We start from the raw sequence: 25,408 nt of genomic DNA, 5'->3' as shown, positions 1-25,408 counted from the left end.
CTCCCGGGGAATCACGGCTCGCTGCCCGCATGCACCTCCAGGACCACGGCCGCGCCAGGCGGTGCCAGATCGCCCAGCCGCCAGCGGCACGGGCCGACCTCCAGCCACTGGTCCACGGTGGCGGCCACCCGCAGGGGCAGCCGGCCCAGGGTTCGGTTCACCGTCACCACCACCTGGCCGTCCTCCTCCCGGATCGACGCCTGGCTGTGGTACTCGAGCCCCACCCCGTACCAGCGGTAGCGCTCCTCCACGAGCCGGAGGCCGCCGCTGGGGGTCACGGTGAAGAGATCCTCCACGGGCGTCCGGTCCGACGAATGGGTGTAGCCGTAGCGGATGGGCTGACCGGGGCGGACGGGGACCTGCAGGAGGACCTCCGCTGCCCGCCCGTCGGAGAGGCGGAGCACCCAGCGGGCGGCGTCCCGGCCGCGCCCGTCGCTTGCCGGTCAGTCGTGGAGCGCGCCCACCTCGCGGAAGAAGCGCTCCGCGCCCGGGTGGAGCGGGATCGGCGTGTTCACTCCGTTCTCCGGTACGAGCTGGTGGGCCACGGGGTGCACGTCGAAGAGCTCCGAGGCGTGCTCGTAGAGCGTCTTCACCAGCTGGTACGCCAGCTCTTCGGGCATGTCGGCGTTGACCACCACCAGGTTGGAATCGCCCAGGGCCAGGGTGTCGTGGTCCACACCCGTGTAGGTCCCGGCGGGGACGGTCACGGGCACCATGAAGGGGTTGACCTCCAGGAGCTTCTCCAGCATGTCCGGCTCCAGGGAGACCAGCTCCACGTCCCGGGTGGTGGCGAGCTCGGTCACCGCCGACGCGGGATACGCGAAGTTGAAGAAGGCCGCGTCGATCACGCCGTCCCGCAGGGCTCCGGTGGACTCCGTCTGGGAGAGGCGGGCCCGGCGCATGCCGGAGTCAGGGTCGATGCCGTAGGCCTTCAGGATCATGAGGGCGATGGTCTCCGCCCCGCTGCCGGGCGCCTCGGTGGAGACCCGGCGGCCGGCCAGGTCGCGGGCGCTGGTGATGCCCGTCCCCTTCAGGGTGACGATGTGCTCGGGCGCGGGGTACATCTGGAAGAGCGCCCGCAGGGGGAGGGGTTTCTCAAAGGGCTCCTCGCCCTTGTAGGCCCGGTAGGCCACGCTTCCCAGGACCATGCCCAGGTCCGCGTCGCCGTTGCCCACCAGGCGCGAGTTCTCCACCGAGGCCGCCGTCGACTCGGCGGTCACGTTCACGTCCGGGAGGTACCGGTTCCAAAGGTCAGCCATGGCGCCGCCCAGGGGGAAGTAGACGCCCCCGGGGCTTCCCGTCCCGAACCCCAGGAAGCTCGCCGCCGAAGCGGCGGAGGGCAGGGCGAGGGTCACCAACAGCAGGGTTGCGGCGAGCACGAGGCCCTTGGTCTTGAGGCGCATCTCAGATTCCCTCCTCGCGAGGATGTGGGTTCCGACCGGCCAACTCCCCGGCCAGGTCGTTCAGGCTCTCCTCCAGCAAGTCCGCCAGCTCTTCCACCTGTGTTGCGTCGATGATGAAGGGGGGGCCGATCAGCACGTGATCCCCCCGGCCCTCATGGGCGCCCGAGCCGGGGTAGACCACCAGGCCCCGGCGCTCGGCCGCAAGCCCCGCCCGGGAGGCGACGCCCCAGGAGGACGGGAACGGCTCCCGGGTGACCCGGTCGGCCACCAGCTCGACGCCGACCATGAGCCCCAGACCCCGGACGTCACCCACCAGGGGATGGCTGCCCAGCCGCTCCCTCAGCAGCCCCAGGAGCACCCGCCCCATCGCCTCGGCTCGCTCCACCAGGCCCTCCTCCTCCAGGATCCGCTGGACCTCCAGGCTGGCGGCGCATGAGAGGGGGTTGGCTCCGTAGGTGTGCCCGTGGACGAAGCGGCCCGAGCGATCCCGCAGCGTCGCCCAGACGGGCTCCCGGGCCACCACGGCCCCGATGGGCGTGTAGCCGGCGCTCATCCCCTTGGCCAGCACCAGCAGGTCCGGCACCACGTTCCAGTGCTCCACGGCAAAGAGGCGCCCCGTGCGGCCGAAGCCGGTCATCACCTCGTCGGCGATGAGGAGGACGCCGTAGCGGTCGCAGATCTCCCGGAGGCGCTGCCAGTAGCCGTCGGGCGGCACGAGGGCCCCCGCGGCCGCACCCACCACGGGTTCGGCGATGACGGCCGCCACCGTCTCGGGGCCCTCCCGGAGGAGGGTCTCCTCCACGTCGGTGGCGCAGCGGAGCCTGCAGGAGCTGGGCTCCAACCCGAAGGGGCACCGGTAGCAGTAGGCGGGGGCTGCGTGCGGGAAGGCGTTCAGGAGCGGCTCGTAGGGGGAGCGCCGGGCCCGGTGCCCCGTCATGGAGAGGGCGCCCAGGGTGTTCCCGTGGTAGGAGGAACGGCGGGCGATCACCTTCCAGCGGGGGGTCTCGGGCCCGTCGCGGTCCACGAAGTACTGGCGGGCCAGCTTGAGCGCGGTCTCGGTGGCCTCCGAGCCGCCTGAGACGAAGTAGACCCGGCTCAGGTCGCCCGGAGCCCGCTCGGCGATCCAGTCGGCCAGCTCGATGGCGGGCCCGTTGGTGAACCGGGAGAGGTGAGTGAAGGCCACCCGCTCCGCCTGGCGCCTCAGGACCTCGGCCACCCGCCGGTTGCCGTGCCCGATGTTGGCCGCCAGGGATCCGGCACACCCGTCCAGGTACCGGCGGCCCTCGGTATCGTAGAGGTAGACCCCTTCGCCCCGGACGATCTCCCTCAGCGGCCGCCGCAGGTCGCGGTAGAAGAGGTGATCGTCGACCCGGGGTACCACCGCCATGGTCTGCTGCGCTTCCACCCGTACGCCTCCATTCATGGACGCCTCTGCACGGCCCGCCGCGGCGGCTGGTTCCAGGGGCGGCCGGCCCCGGCGCGTTCAGCCCTTCCCCGTCTCGTCCCCCAGGTGGTAGACGCCCGTCCGAGCCCAGAGGTCCTCCAGCTCCTCCAGCAGCTTCACCGAGCCCTCGTCGTGGAGGGCCACGGCGGTGACCAACGCGTCGAGCAAGCTCAGGGGCGCCACGAAGGAATCCACCACCGAAAGGAGCCGGCTGCGGGCGGTGAGAGTGCAGTCGGCCATCTGGGCCAGAGGCGAGCCGTGCCCGTCGGTGACGGCCAGGATCTTCGCCCCCCGTCCGGATGCGAGCCGCGCCAGCTCCACCGTCTGGCGCGTGTAGCGCGGGAAGGAGATGGCCACCACCAGGTCATCGGGGCCCAGGTGGGCGAGCTCCTCGAAGAAGAGCCCACCGGTGGCCTCCAGCAGGTGCACGTCGGGGCGAAGCAACCGGAGCGCGAAGGCCAGCACGTACCCCAGCCCGAAGGCGCTCCGCAGCGCGACGATGTGCACCCGGCGGGCGGAGCGGAGCATGGAGACGGCCTGGTCGAAGGCTTCCTGATCGAGTTCCTGCAGGGTCTCCCGCAGGTTGGCCACGTCCGCCTCCATGACCTGCTCCGCCAGGCGCGGCTGCGTGCGGCCGCCGGGAAAGCCCGACTGCAACCGGCTCACGGTGCTCAGACGGCTCATCAGCCGGTCCTGCAGGGCCCGGGTCAGGGCCGGATAGCCATCGAACCCCAGGGCGACCGCGAAGCGGACCACACTCGCCTGTGAGACCCCGGCCTGGTCCGCCAGCTCCCGGGCCGTGAGGAAGGCGGCCCGATCGGGGTCCGCCAGGATCACCCGGCCCACCCGCGCCTGGGACTCGGTAAACCCCGCCAGGTGGTTGTGGATGACCCGCAGGACCTGGTCTGCCCCAGAGCGGGGGCGCTCCCTGGATGCTTCGGAACCTGCCGCGCGCACGGAAAGTTTCACTCCATGTTGTGTTATGGATCTTTCAGGCAACGTGGGATTTTTCTTCGACGTGGTATTGGTATCTCCTGCTGCCAAGCGACCGTCGAAGTGGACGTGTCAAGCGACGCCTGGCCGCTGGCGAGATCAGCGAAGCGGAGTACCCGCGGATGAAGGAGATCCTGGCCAAGTAACCCGGCACGTCGTTTTCCGCCCGGGAAGGCGGATGGGGCTTGACATCCAGCCAGGGCGCGTCTACACTTGGGTCGGCCAACCGACCTAATCCGGCGCCCGCGTCCCTGCCTCCCGGGCGCCCTCCTCTGGAGGGACGATCATGTCCACGAAGATTCACCTGGTCCTTGGGGCCACGGGCTCCATCGGCTCGGCGGTCACCGCCGAGCTGCTCCGGCGAGGCGAGCGGGTGCGGGTCCTGGTTCGAGACGAGACCCGGGTCTCGGCCCTCTTCCCGAGTGCGGGTCCGCACCTGGAGGTGCTGCCCGGATCTGCGACCGATCCGGACGCGCGGGCAGTGGCCTTCTCGGACGTCCACACCTGCTACAATGGGCTGAACCTCCCCTATCCGCAGTGGGACCGGCTACCCGCCATCCACCGAGCCGTGGTGCAGGCGGCCGCCCGCGCCGGTGCCCGGCTGGCCTTCCCGGGTAACGTCTACGTCTACGGGCACCCCCAAACCCGGCCCGTTCGGGAGGACCATCCCCTGGCAGCCCACACCCGGAAGGGCCGCATCCGCATGCAGATCGAGGAGATGCTCTGGGAAGCCCATCGCAGGGGCGACGTTCCGGTAACCATCCTCCGCCTTCCGGACTTTTACGGTCCCAACGTGCTCAATCCGCTGGTAGAGCCCGCCTTCGTCCAGGCCCTGACGGGCAAGGGCGGCCAGGTGCTCTGCCCCGGCAACCCCGATGCGGATCACGAGCTGGTCTTCATCCGGGATGCGGCCCAGGCCATGGTGGACGTAGCGTCCCGTGAAGAGGCCTTCGGCCAGACCTTCCACCTGCCCGGTCCGGGCCCTATCACCCTCCGCCGGTGGATCGGACGGATCTTCGAGGTCGCGGGCGCCGCCAGGCCCCGTATCCTGGCCGCCGGCCGAACGCTCACGGCACTGGCCGGCCTCTTCGACCCCGGGGCCCGCGAGCTGCGGGAGATGCTCTACCTCTGGGAGGAGCCCCTGATCCTGGACGGGACCCGCTACCGGAACGCCTTTGGCTCATACCCTGCAACACCGTACGACGAGGGGATCCGCCAGACCCTGGCCTGGTTCCGGGCGCGCGAGGCGGGTCGTGACTCCCTCCTGGAGGCGACGGCCTCATGAACCGGAAGGAGTCCATCGTCGCCGCGGCCTACCGCTGCTTCAGCCGCGACGGCTACGACGCCACCTCGCTTCGGGCGGTAGCGGCCGAGGCCGACATCAGCCCTGGACACCTACACTACTACTTTCGCCGCAAGGAGGATCTGGCGCTGGCCGCGCTCGAGTGGTCCATGCACGGGCAGCACCTGCAGGCCTTGAGGGACGAGCTGAAGGGCGTGACGTCGGGCCAGGAGCGGGTTCCCCGCCTGCTGGAGGCGGTCCGGCGGCGCCGGCTGGCCGAGCCCGGGTGGTTCCGACTGGTGGCCGACCTGTGGGTCCACGGGGCGCAGCGAGAGCCCCTGCGCGAGGCTGTGGCCGCCCTCTACCGGGGCCTGCGCCAGGCCGTTCTGGAGGAGGTGCAGGTCGTTGCGCCGGACCTGCCACCGCCCGAGGCCCAGGTGTTGGCGGGAGTGATCCAGGCATTCTTCGACGGGCTGGACCTGCAGTACCAGGTGGCGCCGAATGAGGTCGACCTGGACGCGGCGTATGGGTTGCTGGAATGGTTCCTCTTGCGCCTGGGAGAGCCTGCTGGAGGCGGAGCTGGTCAGGGTACACCCACGGGCCGCGCAAGCGGTGGCTCCTCACTTCATCCTAGACGGCCACCGGCACATGGATAGGCCTGGCGGAGAAGCCGTAGAGATGGGCCTCTACACTGAGCTCTACTATTGCCGCACATCGGTCAGCCTCACCAGTACCGCTCCCGCCCCCGGCAGCGTCACCCGCAGCGGAAGCACCTCCGGGTGGTTCGATCGAACTAGCCCATTTGTCCCTTTTTCTCGCATGACAAAGGACAAGCATGACATCCATGGAATTCACTTGAATTGATAGGTCTTACCGTCATGCACACGCGGGTCCGAGCATACGCCCTTCACGACGGCATGGGCACGACCGGCTTCTCGTCCCCGCTTCGCCGCGACACAGACTCACCAGGAGGTGATGCTCTTGGCTGGTACCGTATGGGACCTCTTCCAATCCAAGGGGCTCTCGCGGCGGGACTTCCTGCGCTTCTGCACCGCCGCCGCAGCGACTCTGGGTCTCCACGCTTCGGTGGTCCCCCGGATCGCCCGGGCCCTTGAAAACCAGCCGCGTCCCCCGGTCATCTGGCGCCATTTCCAGGAGTGCACGTGTTGCAGCGAGTCGCTCATCCGCGCCTCGCACCCTCTCGTTGGCGACATCATCCTCGACATGATCTCTTTGGACTACGACGAGCTCCTCATGGCCCCGTCCGGTCATCGGGCCGAGGAGCTGGCCGCCCGCACCATGGAGACGTACCGAGGGCAGTACATCCTGTGCGTGGAGGGCAGCGTGCCCACCGGTGACCCCGCCTACTGCACCATCGGCGGCCGCTCAGCGCTGGACATCCTGCGGGAGGAGGCCGAGGGCGCCGCCGCCGTCATCGCGTACGGGAACTGCGCCGCGTGGGGGTGCGTGCAGTCGGCGAACCCCAATCCCACGGGAGCGAGCGGGGTCCCCGCAGTGCTGCGCGGGAAGCCCGTGATCCAGGTGCCCGGCTGCCCGCCCATCGCCGAGGTGATCGCAGGGGTCGTCGTTCACCTGATCTCGTTCGGGCGCCCGCCCGAGCTGGACCGCCAGGGACGCCCCCTCGCCTTCTACCGCAAGCGGGTGCACGACACGTGCGTGCGCCGGGCCTACTTCGACGCGGGGCTCTTCGCCGAGTCCTTCGACGACGAGGGATACCGCCAGGGCTGGTGCCTTTACAAGCTGGGGTGCAAGGGGCCGACCACCTACAACGCGTGCGCGCTCCTCCGCTGGAACGGGGGCACCAGCTATCCGATCCAGTCGGGCCACCCGTGCCTCGGCTGCTCCGCCGCCGGCTTCTGGGACCAGGGCCCCTTCTACACCAAGCTGGCCGACGTTCCCGCCTCGGCCCTGGGCCGGAACCCGGACCGGGTGGGTGCGGCGGTCGTGGGCGCGGCCGTCGGGGCCGCCGCCGTGCACGCAGGCGCCACCGCCGCCCGGCGCGCTCAGAACCGGGCCGCGCACCGCCCCAACTCCTCCGATACCAGCGTGGAGAGGTGACGACCCATGGCCGAACGATTGGTGATCGATCCCGTCACGCGCATTGAAGGCCACCTCCGCATCGAGGCCCAGGTCGAGGGCGGCCGGGTAGCCGACGCCTACAGCGCCGGAACCATGGTGCGCGGTCTGGAGCTCATCCTCCCCGGCCGCGACCCGCGTGACGCCTGGGCCCTCGCTCAGCGCATCTGCGGGGTGTGCACCACGGTCCACGCCCTCACCTCGGTGCGGGCGGTGGAGGACGCGCTCGACATCCGGGTCCCCGCCAACGCCAACCTGATCCGGAACATCATGTTCGCTACCCTCATGGTCCACGACCACGTGGTCCACTTCTACCACCTCCACGCCTTCGACTGGGTGGACGTGCTCAGCGCCCTGGAAGCCGACCCCGAGGCGACCAGCCGGCTCGCGGCCAGCATCTCGTCCTGGCCCCGATCCTCGCCCGGGTACTTCCGGGACCTGCAGGAGCGGCTGAAGCGCTTCGCCTCCGGCGGCCAGCTTGGGCCTTTCGCCAACGGCTACTGGGGTCACCCGGCCTACCGGCTGCCGCCCGAGGCGAACCTGATGGCCGTGGCCCACTACCTGGAGGCGCTGGAGTGGCAGAAGGAGATCGTCAAGATCCACGCCGTCTTCGGGGGCAAGAACCCCCATCCCAACTACCTGGTGGGCGGCGTGCCCGTCTCGCTGGACCCTGAGGATCCCTCTGCCGTCAACGCCGAGCGGCTGGCCCTGGTGGGCACCCTCATCAAGCAGGCCCAGGAGATGGTGGAGCAGGTCTACCTGCCCGACGTGCTGGCCATCGGCCGTTTCTACGCCGGCGACCTCTGGGGCGGCGGTCTGGGCAACTACCTGGCGTACGGGGACCTGCCCCAGACCGACATCCGGGAGCCGGGGAGCTACCTTCTGCCCCGCGGCGTGGTGCTGGGGAAGAACTTGAACGAGGTCCACGAGGTGGACCTGAAGGACCCCGAGCAGATCCAGGAATTCGTGACTCACTCCTGGTACGCGTACAGCCGGGGCGACGACGCCGGCCTGCACCCCTGGGAGGGCGAGACCCGGTTCAACTACACGGGGCCCCGGCCGCCTTACGAGGCCCTGGAAACCTCCGCCAAGTACAGCTGGCTCAAGTCACCCCGCTGGAAAGGCATTCCCATGGAGGTGGGTCCCCTGGCCCGGGTGGTGGTGGCCTACGCCCACGGCCGGGACGACGTGCGTCAGCTGGTGGATGAGAGCCTCGGCCGCCTGGGGCTGCCCCCGGAGGCGCTCTTCTCCACCCTGGGGCGCACCCTGGCCCGGGCCCTGGAGACGCAACTGGCCGTACGGTGGCTCCAGAGCTTCTACGACCAGCTGGTCGCCAACGTGAGGGACGGCCGCCGCGTCACCGTGAACCACGAGCGCTGGGAGCCGTCCACCTGGCCCAGGGAAGCCCAGGGGATCGGCATCACCGAGGCGCCTCGCGGCGCCCTGGGGCACTGGATCCACATCCGCGACGGGAAGATCGCCGCCTACCAGGCGGTGGTCCCCACCACCTGGAACGGCTCCCCGCGGGACGCCCAGGGGCAGCGCGGCGCCTTCGAGGCGGCCATGATGGACAACCCCGTCGCGGTGGACGATCAGCCTCTGGAGATCCTGCGCACCATCCACTCCTTCGACCCTTGCCTCGCCTGCTCCGTCCACGTGGTGGACCCGGAGGGTCGGGAGGGGGTCCGGGTGCAGGTTCTGTAGACAGGGGGGATTCCCGTGAACGGCAGCCAGATCCTCTACGTGTGGGAGTGGCCCGTACGGATATTCCACTGGGTGAACGCCCTCTGCATCACCGTGCTCTTCGCCACGGGGCTCTACATCGGGTCGCCGGTGCTCCGGCCGGCCGGAGAGGCCTACGAGACCTTCGTCATGGGCTGGGTGCGATACGTCCACTTCGTCACGGCCTACGTCTTCCTGGCCAACTGGATCTTCCGGGTCTACTGGTTCTTCGCCGGCAACGAGCACGCCAAGAACGTCTTCCGGTTCTGGAGCCGCGACGCCTGGCGCTCGGTGGGACACCACGCCCGCGAGCTCCTGGCGGCCCGCCCGGAGATTGACCAGGAGCTCCCCGGCCACGACCAGCTGGCCCGCATGATGCACGGGCTCCTTTTCACCGCCGCGGTGTTCATGGTGGTCACCGGGTTCTCGCTTTACGGTGAGGTGAACCCGCAGGGCGTCCTGGGGCGTCTCGCGGGCTGGACGATCCCTCTCGCCGGCGGGCCGCGGACCGTGCAGTACTGGCACCACCTGATCGCGTGGTTCTTCCCGCTCTGGGTGGTGCTCCATGTGTACCAGGTGGTGCGTATCGACGTGGGCGCCCGGCGGGGGCTGATCTCGTCCATGATCAGCGGGTACTACTTCTGCCAGGGCGGGGGCGCGCAGGGCCGTCCCGGAGCCGGTTCCGGTTCGCCGCGGGCGGGGGCGGCCGGCCCTTCTTCGGGCCGCTAGCGGGGGCACAGGCGTGGCCACCCCCGCGAGCCGGGCCCGTAGGGAGCCGCCAGTGCGCCGCGCCCTGGTGATGGGCCTCGGAAACCCCCTCTACGGCGACGACGGGTTCGGCGTCCAGGCCATAGCCGCGTTCGCCCGACGTTTCCGCTGCGAGCCCTCTGTGGCTGCGGTCGATGGCGGCACGGGTGGCCTGGACCTCCTGGCCTACCTGGAAGAGGCCAGCGAGCTGGTGTTGCTCGACGCCGTGCGCGGCCCGGGCCCGCCGGGCACCATCGTGGAGCTGAGCGCCGGCGAGCTGGCCCGCCGCGGTGGCACCCTGCTCTCACAGCACCAGGTGGGGCTCGAGGAGGCCCTGGGCCTCGCGCTCTGGCGGGGGCGCCTGCCCGCCCGGGCGATGCTGGTGGGCGTGGTTCCCGGTTGGCTTCAGCTGGGAACCGGGCTGAGCCCGGCCGTGGCCGCGGCCCTTCCCGAAGCCGTGGATCGCGCCGCGGCCTGGCTTCGCCGCTGGGGCGTGCAGGTCATGGAGGTGCCGATGGGCGAAGGAGATAGGGGGAACGAGGGCTCGGCCTGAGGAGGCGGGGCGAAATGCACGAGCTCTCCATCGCGAGCGAGGTCCTGGGAGCTGTACAGCGGGCCGTCCTGGGCGCAGGGGCCTCGCGGGTGGTGCGCATCCACCTCAAGGTGGGAGAGCTGGCGTCGGTCGACCCGGACGCCCTGGCCTTCGCCTACGAGGCGGTCACCGCCGGGCTTCCGCTCTTCGACGGATCGTGCCTCCAGGTCGCCTGGATCCCGGTGCGCGTCCGGTGCTCCGAGTGCGGCGTGGAGGGATGCCCCGTGCCGGGCTCGGTCGCATGCGGCGCCTGCGGGTCCTTCCTCACCGAGGTCTTCGAGGGCGAGGAGCTGGAGATCGGGAGCGTGGAGGTGGAACGAGATGAAGACCCGCGTGGAGATGGGGCAGAAGGTTCTATCCCGCAACGATGAGCTCGCCTCGGGGCTGCGCCGGCGATGGGAGGACCGAGGCGTCTTCTGTGTGAACCTGGTCTCCTCGCCCGGATCGGGGAAGACGACCCTCCTCGAGCGGACCCTGGAACGACTGCGCGAGAGGGTCCGGGCCGCGGTGCTGGTGGGCGACGTTCAGACCGAGAACGACGCGAACCGCCTGCGGGCTACGGGGGTCCCCGTCTGCCAGATCGTCACCGGCGGCACGTGCCACCTGGAGGCAGAGATGGTGGGGCGCCACCTGGAGAAGGTGGACGACCCCGATCTCCAGCTCCTCTTCATCGAGAACGTGGGGAACCTGGTCTGTCCCGCTTCCTACGACCTGGGCGAGGACGCAAGGGTTGTGCTGCTCAGCACCGTGGAGGGGGACGACAAACCCCAGAAGTATCCCGGCATCTTCCGCCGCTCGCAGGCGTTCGTCCTCACCAAGTCCGACCTCCTGGGGTTGACGGACTTCGACCCGGACCGGGCTGAGGCGCACGCCCGGGCTCTCAACCCCGCGATCGAGACCTTCCGGACCTCCGCCCGCACGGGAGAGGGGCTGGACGCGTGGTGCACCTGGCTCGAAGAGGGCGTCCACGCGAAGCGGGCGCGGGCGGCCGAGAGAGCTTGAAGGGGCGCCTCATTGCATCGACGTGCAGCATCAGCTGAGGAGGGAGCACGCCATGTGCCTCGCGATACCCGGCAGGATCCTCGAGCTCCGGGACGACCGGATGGCCCTGGTGGACATGGGCGGCATCACCCGCCGGGTCTCCCTGGACCTCCTGGAGGGGGTGGGCGTGGGCGACTGGGTGACGATCCACGTGGGCTTCGCCATCTCCAGGATCGACGAGACCGAGGCCCGGCAGACCCTGGAGCTGCTGCGCCAGATCGCCGACGCGATGGAGGATCCGGCCCTGGCCGGGCTGCCCGTCGATGAGCCGTCCCAGGCCCCCGAATCTCGCGGCGGGCCGCGGGCGCTGCGCTGAGCGCGAGAGGGGGCCCAGCCGTGCGTTTCGTCGATGAGTTCCGCCAGCAGGAGGCGGCTCGGGGACTCGCCCGGGCCCTGGCCGCGACCGCCGCCCGCCTCGAACGGCCCGTGCGGATCATGGAGGTCTGCGGCGGTCACACCCACGCGATCTTCAAGTTTGGGCTGAGCGAGCTCCTCCCGGCCGGGGTGGAGATGCTCCACGGCCCCGGATGCCCCGTCTGCGTCACGCCGCGGGGCAAGGTGGAGGCCGCCATCGCCCTGGCCCGCCGGCCCGACACCGTCCTGGTCTCCTTCGGGGACATGCTCCGGGTGCCCGGCCGCCGTACCTCGCTCCTGGAGGAGCGGGCGCAAGGGGCCGACGTCCGCATGGTCTACTCGGCCCTGGACGCCGTCGAGATCGCCCGCTCGAACCCGGACCGCACGGTGGTATGGCTTGCGATCGGCTTCGAAACGACCGTTCCCGGCAATGCGGTGGCCGTGCTCCGAGCCTCGGCACTTGGGCTCGAGAACTTCTACCTGCTCACCAGCCAGGTGCTCCTCCCCCCCGCCCTGAGGGCGATCCTGGACGCGCCTGACGTTCAGGTGGACGCCTTCATCGGCCCTGGACACGTGAGCACCATCATCGGCACCGAGCCCTACCGGTTCGTGGCCGAGAGCTACCGCCGGCCGGTGGTGATCACCGGCTTCGAGCCCCTGGACCTCCTGCAGGGCATCCACATGATCGTACAGCAGGTGGCGGAAGACCGCTCGCAGGTGGAGGTCCAGTACCGGCGGGCGGTGCCGTCCGACGGCAACCCCATCGCGCGGCGGATCATGGCGCAGGTCTTCGAGCCCGTGGACCAGGAGTGGCGTGGCTTGGGGACGATCCCAGCCAGCGGCCTGCGCCTGCGGGAGTCCTACGCCCACATGGACGCGGAGCGAGCCTTCGCCCACCTGATGCCCGACGCCTTGCCGGACTCCAGCGCCTGCCGCTGCGGCGAGGTTCTCCGAGGCGTGGTGAGGCCCCCCGACTGCCCCCTCTTCGGACGGGCCTGCACGCCCGAGCGGCCCATGGGAGCGTGCATGGTCTCGCCGGAGGGGGCCTGCGCGGCGTACTACCGGTACCGGCCCCATGCACGCGGGAACAGGCGCGGGACGGACGGGGCCGCCGGGTCCGGAGCCGCAGTGCGGGGAGGTGAGACGGCGTGAGCACGCCCGGCCACGGGACCCCGGAACGGCGATCCTTTGGACACGGCGACGGGCGCATCCTGCTGGGACACGGCAGTGGAGGGCGCCTGACCGCCTCCCTCTTCCACGATGTCTTCCTGCCTGCCTTCCGCAACCCCGCACTGGAGGCGGCGGGAGACCAGGCGGTCCTTTCCCTGGCAGGGACCCGCCTCGCCGTGACCACGGACTCCTTCGTCGTCTCGCCCCTTTTCTTTCCCGGCGGGGACATCGGGCGCCTGGCCGTGTGCGGCACTGTGAACGACCTGGCGGTGGGCGGGGCCACCCCCGCCTGCCTGACGGCGGGCTTCATCATCGAGGAAGGCTTCCCCGCCGAGGATCTCCGGAAGGTGGTCGCCTCCATGGCGGAAGCGGCCCGGGAGGCCGTGGTGGAGATCGTCGCCGGCGACACCAAGGTGGTGGAGCGGGGCAAGGGCGACGGGCTCTTCATCACCACCACCGGCGTGGGCCTGGTTCCCGACGGCCTCCGCCTGGGGCCCGGGGAGATCCGCCCCGGGGACCAGATCCTGGTGAGCGGGCACGTGGGGGATCACGGCGTCGCCGTCATGGTCCACCGTGCCGGCCTGGAACCGGGCGGCACCCTCAGGAGCGACAGCGCCCCCCTGACCGGTCTCGCCCAGGCGCTCCTGCAGGCCGGCCCGGGGGCCGTCCGCTGCATGCGCGACCCCACCCGCGGGGGCCTGGCCACCACCCTGGCCGAGCTGGCCGCGGCCTCGGGCACCTGCTTCCAGGTGGACGAGGCCGAGATTCCCGTGCGCGACGAGGTCCGGGCCCTCTGCGAGATGCTCGGCCTCGACCCGCTTTACGCCGCCAACGAGGGGAAGCTGGTGGCCGTGGTGGACCCCCGCGCCGCGACGGCGGTGCTGGAAGCGGCCCGCAGCCACCCGCTGGGCCGGGAGGCCCGGTGGATTGGGCAGGCCGTGGAGGGGGCGCCCAGCGAGGTCCGCCTGCGGACGGTGGTGGGGGGAACCAGGCCCCTGGACCTCCTGGAGGGGGAGCAGCTCCCCAGGATCTGCTGACATCGGCCGGAAACGGGAGGGGGCGCCATGGAGCCGGGTGAGAGGGCCACCGGGCAACCCGAAGGTCCTGCGAGCGCCGTCGCGTCCGGCGGGGTCGCGGCCTCCACCGGTGGCACTCAGGCTCGCGGCGTTCGGGGCAACCGCGGTCGGGACGGCGAGGGCCGCGTCCGCTGCCGCATCCTGGTGGAGGGTACGGTGCAGGGCGTGGGGTTCCGCCCCTTCGTCTACCGGGTGGCCCGGAGCCTGGGCCTTGGGGGAAGCGTCCGCAACACCGCGGCCGGCGTGATCGTCGAGGCCGAGGGCCCGCACGCACAGGTCCAGGCCTTACTCCGGGCTCTCCGGGAGAACCCCCCGCCCCTGGCCCGGGTGGAGCGCCTCCACACCCAGGAGCTTCCGGTGGTGGGCCTGGCCGCCTTCGAGATCCTGGACAGCCGGGGCGGGGAGGCGCCCCGGGTGCTGGTCCCGCCCGACGTGGCCCTCTGCCCCGACTGCCGCCGGGAGCTCCTCGATCCCGCCGACCGCCGCTACCGCTATGCCTTCACCAACTGTACCAACTGCGGCCCCCGCTTCACCATCGTGCGGGGCCTCCCCTACGACCGGCCCCTGACCACCATGGCGGCCTTCCCCATGTGCGAGGCGTGCGCCCGGGAGTACCACGACCCGGCCGACCGCCGATTCCATGCGCAGCCCGTGGCCTGCCCGCGCTGCGGACCCCGGGCCTGGTTCGAGGACGCGTCGGGCCGCCGCGACGACTGGGGCCGGGCCTTCCGGGAGGCCATGCAGGCCGGGCTGATCGTGGCCCTGAGGGGGCTGGGCGGCTTCCACCTGGCCTGCGACGCCCACAACGCCCGGGCCCTCCACACCCTGCGGGAGCGCAAGCGCCGGCCCCACCGCCCCTTGGCCGTGATGGCCCGGGACCTCGACACGGTGCGCCGCTTCTGCCGCGTGAGCGATGCCGAGGTCGCGCTCCTCCAGAGCCCCGCCGCCCCCATCGTGCTCCTGGAGCGGCTTCTCGGAGCGGACCTGCCCGGCGAGCTGGCTCCCGGCCTCCGTACCCTGGGGGTGATGCTGCCCTACACGCCCCTCCACTTCCTCCTGTTCGCGCAGGCTGAGGGAGAGCCCGAGCCGCCGGACCTGCTGGTGATGACCAGCGGCAACCACTCCTCCTTGCCCATCGTGCACACCAACGAGGACGCCCGGCGGCAACTGGGCGGAATCGCCGACGCCTTCCTCTTCCACGACCGGCCCATCGAGAACCGGGCCGACGACTCGGTGGTGCGGGTCCTGGCAGACCGGCTCCACTTCCTGCGGCGGTCGCGGGGCTACGTGCCCGTCCCCTTCCCGGTGCCCGTGCCCACCGCCGGCCATCCGGTCGCCCTGGGCGCGGGGGGCGAGACGAAGAACGCCTGCTGCCTCGTGAAGGAGGGCCAGGCCTTCATGGGACCCCACGGCGGCGAGATGGAGACCCTGGAGGGCCTGGCCTTCTTCCACCACAACCTGGAGGCGATGGGGCGCATCCTGGAGGCCCGCCCCGGAGTGGTCGGCTACGACCCCCACCCCGGCTACCGGGTGAGCCGCACCGCCCTGGAGCTGCCCGGGCGGCACGAGCCGGTGCAGCACCACCACGCCCACCTGGCCGCGGTGCTGGCCGAGAACGGGCGCCAGGGCCCGGCGGTGGGGATCATCCTCGACGGCACCGGCTACGGAAGCGACGGCCACCTCTGGGGCGGCGAGGTCCTCCTGGGGGATCTCACGAGCTTCCAGCGCATCGCCCACCTGCGCTACGTGCCCCTGCCCGGCGGCGAGCGGGCCATCCGCCTGCCCTGGCTCACGGCGCTGGCCGTCCTCTGGCTCGACGGGGGGCGGGAGGCCGCCCTGGCGGCGGCAGGTCGCCTCTTCCCCGGGCGCGAGCGGGAGGCCGGGGTGGCCCTGCAGCTCCTCCAGGCCGGGATCAACTGCCCCCTCAGCTCGGGCGCCGGCCGCTACTTCGACGCCGTCTCCGCCATCGCCGGCGTCTGCCTCGAGTCCACCTACGAGGGAGAGGCGGCCATCGAGCTGGGCGAGTTCCTGCCGTCCGAGCTTCCGTGGGGTCGCGGCTCTCCGAGCCACCGCCTCGCCGGCCCCTACCCCTTCCGCCTGGCTGGCGACGAGATCGACCTGGTTCCCGCGGTGGCTGCGGCCGCCCGGGAGCGGCTGGAGGGCGCGCCTGCCGGCCCCATCTCCGCCCGCTGGCACCGGACGGTAGCCGAGGCAGTGGTGGAGGCGGCCGGCCGGGCCGCGCTCCGCTCGGGCGTGCAGGCGGTGGCCTTGAGCGGGGGCGTCTTCCACAACCCCTACCTGGTGCGCGAGGTGCCCCGCCTCCTGCGGGAGCGGGGGTTCGAGCCGCTGCTGCACCGCCACGTTCCGCCGGGCGACGGCGGTCTGGCCCTGGGCCAGGCGGTGGTGGCCCTCTGGCGGCACGGCTCGTCAGGACCGGCCCACGCGGGGGGAGGAGTGTCATGACCCGCCGCAACCTTGCGTCCCTCGACGCGCGGGTGAAGCTGGGGGTGAGCCTCGGGTGGGTGGTGGCGACCGCAAGCCTTCGCTCCGTGCCGGCGACGCTCCTGGCCCTGGGCGGCACGGGCGCCCTGCTGGCAGCGTCCGGAGTGCGGATGGGCCGGCTGGCCACCCGCGCCCTTTGGGTCCTGCCCTTTGCGGGGGGCGTCGCCCTGGCCGTGGCCGTCACCGCGCCGGGGGAGGCCCTGGCGACCCTGGGGGGCGGGCGCTTCGGCCTGAGCGTGACCGCGGCGGGGCTGCGGGAAGCCCTGGCCCTCCTCTTGAGGGTGACGGCGGCCGCCTGGGCGGCAGCGTTCCTCACCGAGACCACCCGGCTGGACGAGACGTTGCGGGCCCTGCGCTGGGCAGGCATGCCGCCGCTCCTCACGGACCTGGCAGGGCTCGTCCTCCGGGAGGGGCCGGCCCTGCACGCCGAGCTGGAGCGAATGGGGCGGGCCCGCGAGGCGCGAGCGGGAGGCGGTCGGGGTCCCCTGCGTCCAGACACCCTGGACGGCGCCGGCGCCCTGGTGGGCATGCTCTTCACCCGCTGCCTCCACCGCAGCGAGCGGCTCTACCGGTCGATGCTCGCCCGTGGCCTCGGGGGCCGGGGGAGGGGACTTCCCGGCGACCCCGTTCCGCCCGGACAGGTGCTGGCCGGGGTCGCCCTGGCCGCCGCAGGCCTCCTGATCCTGGGCTGGGACAGGGGGTGGATCGGATGACGCCGCGCGCGGCGGGGAAGGACCCGGAACGGGCCCACGACCCCGTCGCCCCGACAGACCCCATCATCCGGGTGGAGGATCTCCGGCATACCTACCCCGACGGTACGCCCTCCCTGCGCGGGTGCTCCCTCCGGGTGGAGGCCGGCTGCCGGCTGGCGATCCTGGGTCCCAACGGCGCGGGCAAGACCACCCTGCTCCTGCACCTGAACGGGCTCCTCCTCCCGGAGGCGGGGCGGGTGTGGGTGCTTGGGACGGAGGTGGGGCCGAGCACCTGCCGCCAGGTGCGGGCCCGGGTCGGCTACCTCTTCCAGGAGGCGGACGACCAGCTTCTGGCCCCCACGGTATGGGAGGACGTGGCCTTCGGTCCAGCCAACCTGGGGCTCTCGCACGATGAGGTCCGCCGCCGGGCCTGGGAGGCGCTCGGGCAGGTGGGAGCCTCCCACCTGGCGCACCGCGCGCCCCACCGCTTGAGCCAGGGGGAGAAGCGGCGGGTGGCCCTGGCCGGCGTCCTGGCCATGCAGCCCGGGGTGATCCTCCTGGATGAGCCCGCGGCCTCCCTCGATCCCGCGGGGGTCGCGGAGCTCCTGGCCATCCTGGATGGACTCCATCTGGGTGGGACCACCCTGGTGATGGCCACCCACGACGTGGACCTGGCCGCCGAGTGGGCCGACACGGTGGCGATCGTGGAGGGCGGCCGGGTGGTGGCCCAGGGGGGCCGTGAGCTCCTTCGAGACGAGTCCGTCTTGCTCCGGGCGCGCCTCAGGCTGCCCCGGGTGGCCGCCGTCTTCCGCGACGCCGAGGCGCCGGCCGGACGCGCCTGGCCCCTCACCGTACCGGAAGGCGTGCGGGCCCTCCGGGCGCTTCGGAACGGGGGGCGGGACGGTACGGCCGGCGGGATCCAGACGGCCTCGGAACCCATCGCCTCGAACGGCGCCGAAACATCGAGCGTGCAGGAGGGATGAGCGTCATGCATGTACCCGACGGGCTCCTAGACACCAAGATCTGGACGGCGAGCCTCGCCCTGAGCGCGGGTGCGATAGGCCTGGCCGCCCGCCGGGCGGGTCAGGAGCTGCAGGAGCGGCAGGTGCCGACTCTGGGGGTGATGGCCGCCTTCGTCTTCGCCGCGCAGATGGTGAACTTCCCCGTCCCCGGCGGCACATCGGGACACCTGCTGGGCGCCGCGCTCGCGGCCCTCACCCTGGGCCCGTGGGCCGCAACCCTGGTGATGACCGCCGTGCTGGTGATCCAGGCCTTCTTCTTCGGCGACGGGGGTGTCACGGCCCTGGGAGCCAACGTGCTCACCATGGGCGTCGTGGCACCCTGGACGGCCCATGCCAGCCACCGGTCCCTCCGCAGGCTGTGGAAGGGTCCACGGGGCGGCTCGGTCGCCCGGTTCGTGGCCGCCTGGGTCTCGGTGGAGGCAGCGGCCCTGGTGATCGCCCTGATGCTGGCCGCTTCGGGCTACGTACCCCTGGCGCTGGCCCTGGGCGCCCTTCTCGGGTGGCACGCCCTGATCGGCGCCGGGGAGGGGCTGATCACCGTCGCAGTCCTCACGTACCTTCACCGGCTGCTGCCCGAAGATGCGGGTTCTGCCCGGCCCATGCTGCGGGGTGATGGGGTATGACCTCCCGGATGCGGAAAGGACTCCTCGTTGCCGCTGCGGCAGCCATCCTCCTCGCGCCGCTGGCCTCGCCTCTCCCCGACGGCCTCGAGCGGGCCGCGGAGGACCTGGGCCTCATGGAGCACGCCGCTTCCCGGCTCCCTGCCCCATTCCCCGACTACCTCCTTCCCGGCCTGGGGTCCGGGCCCCTCTCCACCATCGCCGCGGGGCTTCTGGGGGTGGGCCTGGCGACCCTTGCGGCGCTGGGCCTGGGGCGGCTGCTGCGACGGGGGTAGGGCGGGACGGCAGGAGGGCAACGTCAGGAAAGGCGGCCACCCGGGCGGGGATCTCCTCGATGATGAGCTTCTGCACCCGGTCGGCGTCGGTCCACGGAAGGGGTGGTTCTTGATCAGCGAGTGCATGAGCGCCGCGGCCTGGAGCGAAAGGTTCGGATACAGTAATCGTCCGCCGAAGGACGCACCGGGCCGTCCCGTGGCGGATTCGAGGAGGCCGAGGTCCCGAATCCCACGGGCACCTCCTGTCTCCTTGATGATCTGCGCGTGGAGGAACAAGACCATTTGCGGTGTCAGTAGCCTCACCGCTTGGCCAACGCCTCCAGGACCGGCCTGTACTCCTCTATGAACTCGCGGACCACCTGGGCGAACTCCGGTGTGACTCCGGACACGTCCGGTTCGGCGGGGCGTATCACGATCTGCCGATGCTCCACATCCACGCTCACGGAAACGTGGTCGCCTTCATGCAGGCCCAGAGCCTCCTGGGCCTCCCTGGGAATCGCCACGACGACACTGCTTCCGTTCTTGAAGAGGGTCCTTTTCATGGGAGTCATCCTCGTTCGATACTGATAGCATCATTATGTCACGTGATACGAGGGAGGTTAATCCTGACCGGGTGTGCCGAGCATCGCAAATACCTGTTCGCCTCCGGCAGGAGATCCCGCCCCAAGGAAGAAATGCCAGCAACGCAGTCGGAAATCCTCCGGGGCAGTGCTGCGGCGTGCGGCCACCTGCCAGCTCCCAGGCGGTGCGTCGGGGTCGGTCCTCGGGCACCAGGAGGCGTTGCAACGTGAGCAAGGACCTGGATCGGCTCCTCGACCGGTATCGCAAGGGCGGCCTCTCCCGGCGCGACTTCCTGCGGGCCGCGGCGGCCCTGGGTCTCTCCCTGGGCGCCGCCCAGAGCCTGGTGGGGCTGCCCGCATGGGCTCAGGGAAGCGGCGCGCCCCGCCGGGGCGGCATCCTCCGGGTCGCGGCGGACCCGGCCACCACCATCGACCCCGTCAAGCTCGACAGCGCCGGCGGCATCGCCATCGTCCAGCAGGTGGCCGAGTACCTGGTGTGGACCGAGCCGGACCTCTCCCTCCGGCCGGTGCTGGCCACCTCCTGGCGGCCCGAGCCCGACGCCCGCACCTGGGTCTTCGAGCTGCGCCGGGGCGTCCGCTTCCACAGCGGAAAGGAGATGACGGCCGACGACGTGGTCGCCACCTTCCAGCGCCTGGTGGACCCTGAGGTGGCCTCCCCCGCCCGCGGTGCCCTGCCCTTCCTCCAGAAGGAGAACATCGAGAAGATCGGCGCCTACACCGTCCGTTTCCGCCTGGACCGGCCCGTGGGCGACTTCCCCTATTACACCCAGACCTACAACGCCGTCATCCTGCCGGCCGAGTACGGCGGGGACTTCGCCCGGAATCCCGTGGGCACCGGCCCCTTCCGCCTCACCGAGTACCGGCCCCAGGAGCGGGCGGTGTTGGAACGGAACGACGCCTACTGGGACGCCCCCCGCCCTCACCTGGACGGCGTGCGCATCGCCCTCTACCAGGAGGCGACGCCCCAGGTGCTGGCCATGCAGGCGGGCGAGGTGGATGTGATCCTGGCGCCGCCGTACCAGGAGGCCCAGCCGCTCCTCTCGGACCCGGCGGTGCAGGTGCTCTCCACGTCCAGCGGAACCCACCGCCAGCTCACCATGCGGGTCGACCAGCGCCCCTTCGACGACCGGCGGGTACGGGAGGCGGTGGCGCTCTGCTTCGACCGGCCGTCGCTCCTCCAGGGGCTCTTCGGCGGCATCGGCGACCTGGGGAACGACCACCCCATCGCCCCCGTCTACCCCGAGCACCAGCCCCTTCCCCAGCGGGCCCAGGACCATGCCCGGGCCCGCCGGCTCCTGGCCGAGGCCGGCTTCCCCGACGGGTTCGAGATCGACCTCTACACCGCCCAGTTCCTGGAGCTTCCCCGCTACGCCGTCTTCGTGCAGCAGATGCTCCAGCCCGCGGGGATCCGGGCGAAGCTCCACGTGGAGCCGCTCAACCTCTACTACAGCCACTGGACCGACGTGCCCTTCGGCCTCACCGACTGGACCAGCCGCCCCACCGCCACCCAGATCCTGGGGCTGGCCTTCCGGTCCGGGGCCGAGTGGAACGCCGCCCACTGGGCCAACGACACCTTCGACCGCCTCCTGCAGGAGCTGGAGGGCGAGCCGGACAAGGCGCGGCGCGGCGAGCTGGCCGGCCAGATCGAGGAGCTCATGAACCGGGAGGTGCCGGCGGCGATCACCTACTTCACCGAGAACCTCCGGGCCGTCCGGAAGGGCGTGCACGGGGTGGCCGCCGACATGTCCTACTTCCTGGACCTCACCCGGGCCTGGGTGGAGGGGTAGCGGGTGGCCCGCTTCCTGGCCCACAGGCTGGCGCTCATGCTCCTCACCCTCTGGGTGGCCTCGGCCCTCCTCTTCGGGGTGACGAACGTGCTCCCGGGCGACGTGGGCCGCGTCCTCCTGGGGCCCTTCGCCCCCCAGGAGGCGGTGGACGTGCTCAACCGCCAGCTGGGGCTCGATCGCCCCCTGGCGATCCGCTACGGAGCCTGGCTGGGGGACGTGGTGCGCGGCGACTGGGGCCGCTCCTACGCGTTCGACACCCCGGTGCTGCCCCTGGTGGCCGGGCGGCTCGAGCGCTCGCTGCTCCTGGCCGGCTTCGCCCTCGTCCTGCTGATCCCCACCGCGGTGGGGCTCGGGGTGGCTGCGGCCCTGCGGGAGGGGCGGCTGCTGGACCGGGTGGTCTCCCTGGGCGGGCTCGCGCTGGGCGCCATTCCTGAGTTCGTCACGGGCGTGGTCTTCCTGGTGGTCTTCGCGGTCTGGCTCCGGTGGCTGCCCGCCTCCTCGGCGCTGCCTGAGGGCGCGGGACCGTGGGAGGCGCTCCGGCGGCTGCTCCTCCCGGCCGCGAGCCTCATGCTCGTCCTCTTCTCCTACCTGGCCCGCATGGTCCGGGCCGGCACGCTGGAGGCGCTGGCCAGCGACTTCACCCGCACCGCCGTGCTCAAGGGGTTGCCCCGGCGGGCGGTGGTGTGGCGCCACGTGGTCCGGAACGCCCTCCCGCCCACGGTGGCGGTGATCGGATCGCAGGTGGGGTGGCTGGTGGGCGGGCTGGTGGTGGTGGAGACCCTCTTCAACTACCCCGGCCTCGGCAACCTGATGCTCTTCGCCGCCAGCAACCGGGACCTCCCGCTGCTGGTGGGGTGCGGCCTGGTCGTCACCCTGGTCTACATGCTGGGGAACCTGGCCGCCGACCTGATCCACGCGGGGCTGGACCCAAGGGTGCGCCATGGGCTCGCCCGTACCTGAGGGTGCCGAGGCGGCCGGGGGCGACGCCCCCGGGCAGGCCCAGCGCCCGTCCGGGCAGCACCCCACCGCACGGATGCGGGCCCTCCGCGAGGCGTGGGCCTCCTCGCCGGCCCTGCTCGCGGGCTCGGCCCTGGTGGGCCTCTGGATCCTCTGCGCCCTGGCCTGGCCCGTGCTCGCCCCCTACGACCCCCTGACCCTGGACGTGGCCGCCGCCCTGCAGCCGCCCTCAGCCGCCCACTGGCTCGGCACCGACGGCTTCGGGCGCGACGTGCTGAGCCGCGTCCTGGCCGGAAGCCGCAGCGCCCTCCTCATCGCCCCGGCCGCCACGCTCCTGGGCCTGGTCCTGGGCACGGCCGTGGGGCTCGTCGCCGCCTACCTCCGGGGTTGGGCCGACGACGTGATCATGCGGGTCGTGGACGCGGTGATGGCCTTCCCCATCGTGATCCTGAGCCTCCTGGTGCTCACCTTCCTGGGCCCGTCCACGGGCAACGTGATCCTGGTCGTCGGCCTGGTCTTCACGCCGCTCATCGCCCGCACCGTCCGCGCCGCCGCGCTGCCCGAGCGGGAGAAGGAGTACGTGGCCGCCGCCCAGCTGCGGGGCGAGCCCGCCCTCTACGTCATGGCCGTGGAGATCCTGCCCAACATCCGGGCGCCCCTCATCGTCGAGGGGACGATCCGGGTGGGGTACGCGGTCTTCACCGCCGCCACCCTGGGCTTCCTCGGCCTGGGGGTGCAGCCCCCCACGCCCGACTGGGGCCTCATGGTGAACGAGGGCCGGGCGGCCCTCACCCTGGCCCCCTGGGCCGTCCTCTTCCCGTCGCTGGCCATCGGTGCGGTGGTGGTGGGGATCAGCCTCCTCGCTGACGGGCTGAAGGAGGTCCTGGCACCGTGAGCGGCACCCGCCCCCATCCGGCCGATGGGCCGGTTCTGAGCCTGGAGGACCTCTCGGTGACCTACCGCGGGCGTGGCGGGGAAGAGCGGGCCGTGCACGGCCTCTCCCTCTCCATCGGCCCCGGCGAGGCGTACGGCCTGGTGGGCGAGTCCGGCTGCGGCAAAACCACGGTGGCCCTGGCGGTGATGGGATACCTGCCGCGTGCCGGGCGTGTGACGGGGGGCGACCTTACCTTCATGGGCCGGGACCTCCTGCGCCTCTCCCCGCGAGAGCTTCAGCGCCTGCGGGGCGACCGGCTGGCCATGGTCTACCAGAACCCCCAGAGTGCCCTCAACCCCACCATGACCGTGGGCCGACAGGTGGCCGAGGTCTTCGTCCACCACGGCCACCTCCGGCCCCGCCAGGCATGGGAGGCGGCCGCCGCCCTCCTGCGACGGGTGCGGATCGCCGAGCCCCACCGGGTGATGCACCTCTACGCGCACCAGCTCTCGGGCGGCATGCAGCAGCGGATCGTCATCGCCATGGCGCTGGCCGGCGCCCCGGACCTGCTGGTGCTCGACGAGCCCACCACCGCCCTGGACGCCACGGTCCAGGCGGAGGTGTTGGAGCTCTTCGGCTCCATCCGCGAGGAATCCCGCACCTCCATGCTCTTCATCAGCCACAACCTGGCGGTGGTGGGCCAGATCTGCGACCGGGTGGGGGTCATGTACGCCGGACGCCTGGTGGAGGAAGGCCCGGCCGATCAGGTTCTCCGGGCGCCCAGGCACCCCTACACCCGGGCGCTCCTTTGGTGCGTTCCCCGGTCCACTACTGCGCCCCGAGCACCCCTCCAGGCAGTGCCCGGCGAGCCGCCCCGCCCCCGGGAGATGGCTACGGGCTGCGCCTTCGCCCCCCGCTGTCCCCTGGCTCGGGAGCGTTGCCGGCACGAGGAGCCCCCGCTACTGCCCGTGGGCGCCGGTCGCGCGAGTCGTTGCTTCTTCTGGCAGGAGCTGGAGGCCTCCGAGGCGGAAGCTCCGGAGGTGGAAGCTCCCGCCGCCGGGGCGGCCGAAGGGACGGCGGCTCCGGGCCCATCCCGGGTGGCCGTCGCCCCGTCCCCCGCGTCCCGGGACGAGGCTTCGTTCGCGCCGGTCGAGGCGCCCCTGCTGGAGGTGCGGGGCCTCCACCAGCGCCTGGGCGGCGCCCTGATCCTGCGCGACGTGGACCTGGAGCTGGGACGAGGCGAGACCTTCGGGCTGGTGGGCGAGTCCGGCTGCGGCAAGTCCACCCTCGCCCGGTCCGTGGCAGGCCTCCTGCCCCGTACCGGTGGTGACCTCCGCCTCGACGGCGCCGGCCTCGCGCCCCGCGCCTCCCAGCGGAGCCCCGAGACCCGACGGCGGATCCAGATGGTCTTCCAGAACCCCGATACCACCCTGAACCCGCGCCATCGGGTGGGCGCCATGCTCCGGCGGGCGGCCTCGGTGCTGGGTCGCCTGGACCGCCGCCAGGCCAGGGACCGAGCGGTGGAGCTCGCCCGTTGGGTGCAGCTTGATCCGTCGCTGCTTGAGCGCCTTCCCGGCGAGCTCTCGGGTGGCCAGCGGCAGCGGGTGGCCATTGCCCGGGCCTTTGCCGGCAACCCGGACCTGGTGATCCTCGACGAGCCCACCTCGGCCCTGGACGTCTCGGTGCAGGCGGCCATCCTCAACCTGCTGCTCCGGCTCCAGGAGCAGTGGCACACCTCGTACCTCTTCATCTCCCACGACCTGGCGGTGGTCCGGCACCTGGCGGACCGGGTCGGGGTGATGTATCTGGGCGAGCTCTGCGAGGTGGGGCCGGCCGCCTCCACCTTCGAGCCGCCCTTCCACCCCTACACCGAAGCGCTCCTCTCGGCCGGCCCGGCCCTGCCCGGCGAGGCCGCCCGGACCGCCATCCGCCTTGCCGGGACGGTGCCGGGGGTCACGCAGCGCCCCCTGGGGTGTCCCTTCCACACCCGCTGCCCCCGGAAGCTCGGCCCCATCTGCGAGGCGGAGCCACCTCCCTGGCAGGAGGTGAGCCCCGGCCACGCGATCCGGTGCTGGATTCCGGCGGGGGATCTCGCCCTGGCCCAAGGTGCGGTGCCGGCCGGCTCGCCCGCGGAAGGATCCGGGGCACGCCGGGCATAACGTATGCTCACCCGGTGC

The 25,408-nt window shown here is 71.9% G+C and carries 25 protein-coding genes and 1 pseudogene; 20 read left to right on the top strand and 6 right to left on the bottom strand.

The annotated features are described in order from the left end of the window. Positions 1-11: 11 nt before the first annotated feature. The 4 genes from LIP_RS19930 to LIP_RS03060 all read right to left on the bottom strand — a co-directional run bounded on the left by LIP_RS19930 (position 12) and on the right by LIP_RS03060 (position 3,804). Positions 12-404: a DUF1850 domain-containing protein gene (locus LIP_RS19930; RefSeq protein WP_068134161.1), complete on the bottom strand. Its 393-nt coding sequence runs from the start codon at positions 402-404 to the stop codon at positions 12-14. A 39-nt stretch (positions 405-443) separates the two neighbouring features. Continuing rightward, positions 444-1,403 (bottom strand): TAXI family TRAP transporter solute-binding subunit, encoded by a 960-nt coding sequence (locus LIP_RS03070; RefSeq protein WP_068134159.1) that lies wholly within the window; start codon positions 1,401-1,403, stop codon positions 444-446. A gap of 1 nt (position 1,404) precedes the next feature. Beyond that, the gene (locus tag LIP_RS03065; protein ID WP_198409685.1) at positions 1,405-2,808 is read right to left on the bottom strand and encodes an aspartate aminotransferase family protein; all 1,404 of its coding nucleotides are present in this window, start codon (positions 2,806-2,808) and stop codon (positions 1,405-1,407) included. 78 nt (positions 2,809-2,886) lie between these two features. Continuing rightward, positions 2,887-3,804 (bottom strand): MurR/RpiR family transcriptional regulator, encoded by a 918-nt coding sequence (locus LIP_RS03060; protein ID WP_068134157.1) that lies wholly within the window; start codon positions 3,802-3,804, stop codon positions 2,887-2,889. Positions 3,805-4,126: 322 nt separating this feature from the next. Between LIP_RS03060 and LIP_RS03055 the strand changes: the two genes are divergently transcribed. The 16 genes from LIP_RS03055 to LIP_RS02980 all read left to right on the top strand — a co-directional run bounded on the left by LIP_RS03055 (position 4,127) and on the right by LIP_RS02980 (position 19,032). After that, positions 4,127-5,125, top strand: a complete 999-nt coding sequence (locus LIP_RS03055; RefSeq protein WP_068134155.1) for an NAD-dependent epimerase/dehydratase family protein — start codon at positions 4,127-4,129, stop codon at positions 5,123-5,125. Then, positions 5,122-5,778 carry a TetR/AcrR family transcriptional regulator gene (locus tag LIP_RS03050; RefSeq protein WP_068134153.1) on the top strand — a complete coding sequence of 219 codons (657 nt, stop codon included), beginning with the start codon at positions 5,122-5,124 and terminating at the stop codon, positions 5,776-5,778. The genes LIP_RS03055 and LIP_RS03050 overlap by 4 nt, the downstream gene beginning before the upstream one ends. A 325-nt stretch (positions 5,779-6,103) precedes the next feature. Continuing rightward, positions 6,104-7,201, top strand: coding sequence for a hydrogenase small subunit (locus tag LIP_RS03045; protein WP_231699336.1), 1,098 nt, complete (start codon positions 6,104-6,106; stop codon positions 7,199-7,201). A gap of 6 nt (positions 7,202-7,207) precedes the next feature. Beyond that, a complete protein-coding gene (locus LIP_RS03040; RefSeq protein ID WP_068134143.1) occupies positions 7,208-8,923 on the top strand; it encodes a nickel-dependent hydrogenase large subunit in 1,716 nt (571 codons plus the stop codon). A 15-nt stretch (positions 8,924-8,938) separates the two neighbouring features. Next, positions 8,939-9,670, top strand: a complete 732-nt coding sequence (gene cybH, locus LIP_RS03035) for a Ni/Fe-hydrogenase, b-type cytochrome subunit (RefSeq protein ID WP_068134139.1) — start codon at positions 8,939-8,941, stop codon at positions 9,668-9,670. A 13-nt stretch (positions 9,671-9,683) separates the two neighbouring features. Next, the gene (locus tag LIP_RS03030; protein ID WP_144440303.1) at positions 9,684-10,241 is read left to right on the top strand and encodes a HyaD/HybD family hydrogenase maturation endopeptidase; all 558 of its coding nucleotides are present in this window, start codon (positions 9,684-9,686) and stop codon (positions 10,239-10,241) included. A 14-nt stretch (positions 10,242-10,255) separates the two neighbouring features. Beyond that, the gene (locus tag LIP_RS03025; protein WP_068134130.1) at positions 10,256-10,651 is read left to right on the top strand and encodes a hydrogenase maturation nickel metallochaperone HypA/HybF; all 396 of its coding nucleotides are present in this window, start codon (positions 10,256-10,258) and stop codon (positions 10,649-10,651) included. Beyond that, a complete protein-coding gene (hypB, locus tag LIP_RS03020) occupies positions 10,602-11,282 on the top strand; it encodes a hydrogenase nickel incorporation protein HypB (protein WP_068134127.1) in 681 nt (226 codons plus the stop codon). The genes LIP_RS03025 and hypB overlap by 50 nt, the downstream gene beginning before the upstream one ends. Positions 11,283-11,334: 52 nt before the next feature. Next, a complete protein-coding gene (locus LIP_RS03015) occupies positions 11,335-11,637 on the top strand; it encodes a HypC/HybG/HupF family hydrogenase formation chaperone (protein WP_068134125.1) in 303 nt (100 codons plus the stop codon). 20 nt (positions 11,638-11,657) lie between these two features. Beyond that, complete coding sequence (hypD, locus tag LIP_RS03010) at positions 11,658-12,827, top strand: hydrogenase formation protein HypD (protein WP_068134122.1); 1,170 nt, start codon at positions 11,658-11,660, stop codon at positions 12,825-12,827. Then, the gene (gene hypE, locus LIP_RS03005) at positions 12,824-13,882 is read left to right on the top strand and encodes a hydrogenase expression/formation protein HypE (RefSeq protein ID WP_068134119.1); all 1,059 of its coding nucleotides are present in this window, start codon (positions 12,824-12,826) and stop codon (positions 13,880-13,882) included. Before hypD ends, hypE begins: the two co-directional genes overlap by 4 nt. Positions 13,883-13,909: 27 nt before the next feature. After that, complete coding sequence (hypF, locus tag LIP_RS03000) at positions 13,910-16,384, top strand: carbamoyltransferase HypF (protein WP_082725783.1); 2,475 nt, start codon at positions 13,910-13,912, stop codon at positions 16,382-16,384. Continuing rightward, entirely contained in the window at positions 16,381-17,136 is a 756-nt protein-coding gene (gene cbiQ / locus LIP_RS02995) for a cobalt ECF transporter T component CbiQ (protein ID WP_068134117.1), read from the top strand. The genes hypF and cbiQ overlap by 4 nt, the downstream gene beginning before the upstream one ends. Next, positions 17,133-18,098: an energy-coupling factor ABC transporter ATP-binding protein gene (locus LIP_RS02990; protein ID WP_082725782.1), complete on the top strand. Its 966-nt coding sequence runs from the start codon at positions 17,133-17,135 to the stop codon at positions 18,096-18,098. The genes cbiQ and LIP_RS02990 overlap by 4 nt, the downstream gene beginning before the upstream one ends. Next, positions 18,095-18,760, top strand: coding sequence for an energy-coupling factor ABC transporter permease (locus LIP_RS02985; RefSeq protein ID WP_198409684.1), 666 nt, complete (start codon positions 18,095-18,097; stop codon positions 18,758-18,760). Before LIP_RS02990 ends, LIP_RS02985 begins: the two co-directional genes overlap by 4 nt. Further along, on the top strand, positions 18,757-19,032 hold the full coding sequence (locus LIP_RS02980; protein ID WP_068134113.1) for a PDGLE domain-containing protein: 276 nt from the start codon (positions 18,757-18,759) through the stop codon (positions 19,030-19,032). Before LIP_RS02985 ends, LIP_RS02980 begins: the two co-directional genes overlap by 4 nt. A 153-nt stretch (positions 19,033-19,185) precedes the next feature. Here the strand turns inward: LIP_RS02980 and LIP_RS20325 are convergent. Next, positions 19,186-19,314: pseudogene (locus LIP_RS20325) on the bottom strand (type II toxin-antitoxin system death-on-curing family toxin); the annotation flags it as partial. A 17-nt stretch (positions 19,315-19,331) separates the two neighbouring features. Next, on the bottom strand, positions 19,332-19,574 hold the full coding sequence (locus LIP_RS02975) for an AbrB/MazE/SpoVT family DNA-binding domain-containing protein (protein WP_068134110.1): 243 nt from the start codon (positions 19,572-19,574) through the stop codon (positions 19,332-19,334). Between the two features lie 245 nt (positions 19,575-19,819). Here LIP_RS02975 and LIP_RS02970 point away from each other — a divergent pair, with 245 nt between their 5' ends. Genes LIP_RS02970 through LIP_RS02955 form a run of 4 tightly spaced genes read left to right on the top strand, consistent with a single transcriptional unit; the run spans position 19,820 to position 25,390 of the window. Then, the gene (locus LIP_RS02970; RefSeq protein ID WP_068134107.1) at positions 19,820-21,400 is read left to right on the top strand and encodes an ABC transporter substrate-binding protein; all 1,581 of its coding nucleotides are present in this window, start codon (positions 19,820-19,822) and stop codon (positions 21,398-21,400) included. Between the two features lie 3 nt (positions 21,401-21,403). Continuing rightward, a complete protein-coding gene (locus LIP_RS02965; RefSeq protein ID WP_068134105.1) occupies positions 21,404-22,360 on the top strand; it encodes an ABC transporter permease in 957 nt (318 codons plus the stop codon). Next, the gene (locus tag LIP_RS02960) at positions 22,341-23,252 is read left to right on the top strand and encodes an ABC transporter permease (protein WP_198409683.1); all 912 of its coding nucleotides are present in this window, start codon (positions 22,341-22,343) and stop codon (positions 23,250-23,252) included. Before LIP_RS02965 ends, LIP_RS02960 begins: the two co-directional genes overlap by 20 nt. Beyond that, positions 23,249-25,390: a dipeptide ABC transporter ATP-binding protein gene (locus tag LIP_RS02955; protein WP_068134102.1), complete on the top strand. Its 2,142-nt coding sequence runs from the start codon at positions 23,249-23,251 to the stop codon at positions 25,388-25,390. The genes LIP_RS02960 and LIP_RS02955 overlap by 4 nt, the downstream gene beginning before the upstream one ends. Positions 25,391-25,408: the final 18 nt, after the last annotated feature.

This window comes from Limnochorda pilosa (assembly GCF_001544015.1).
In the GTDB taxonomy this organism is placed as follows: Bacteria; Bacillota; Limnochordia; order Limnochordales; family Limnochordaceae; genus Limnochorda; species Limnochorda pilosa.
This window is presented reverse-complemented; position numbering and strand designations above follow the sequence as displayed.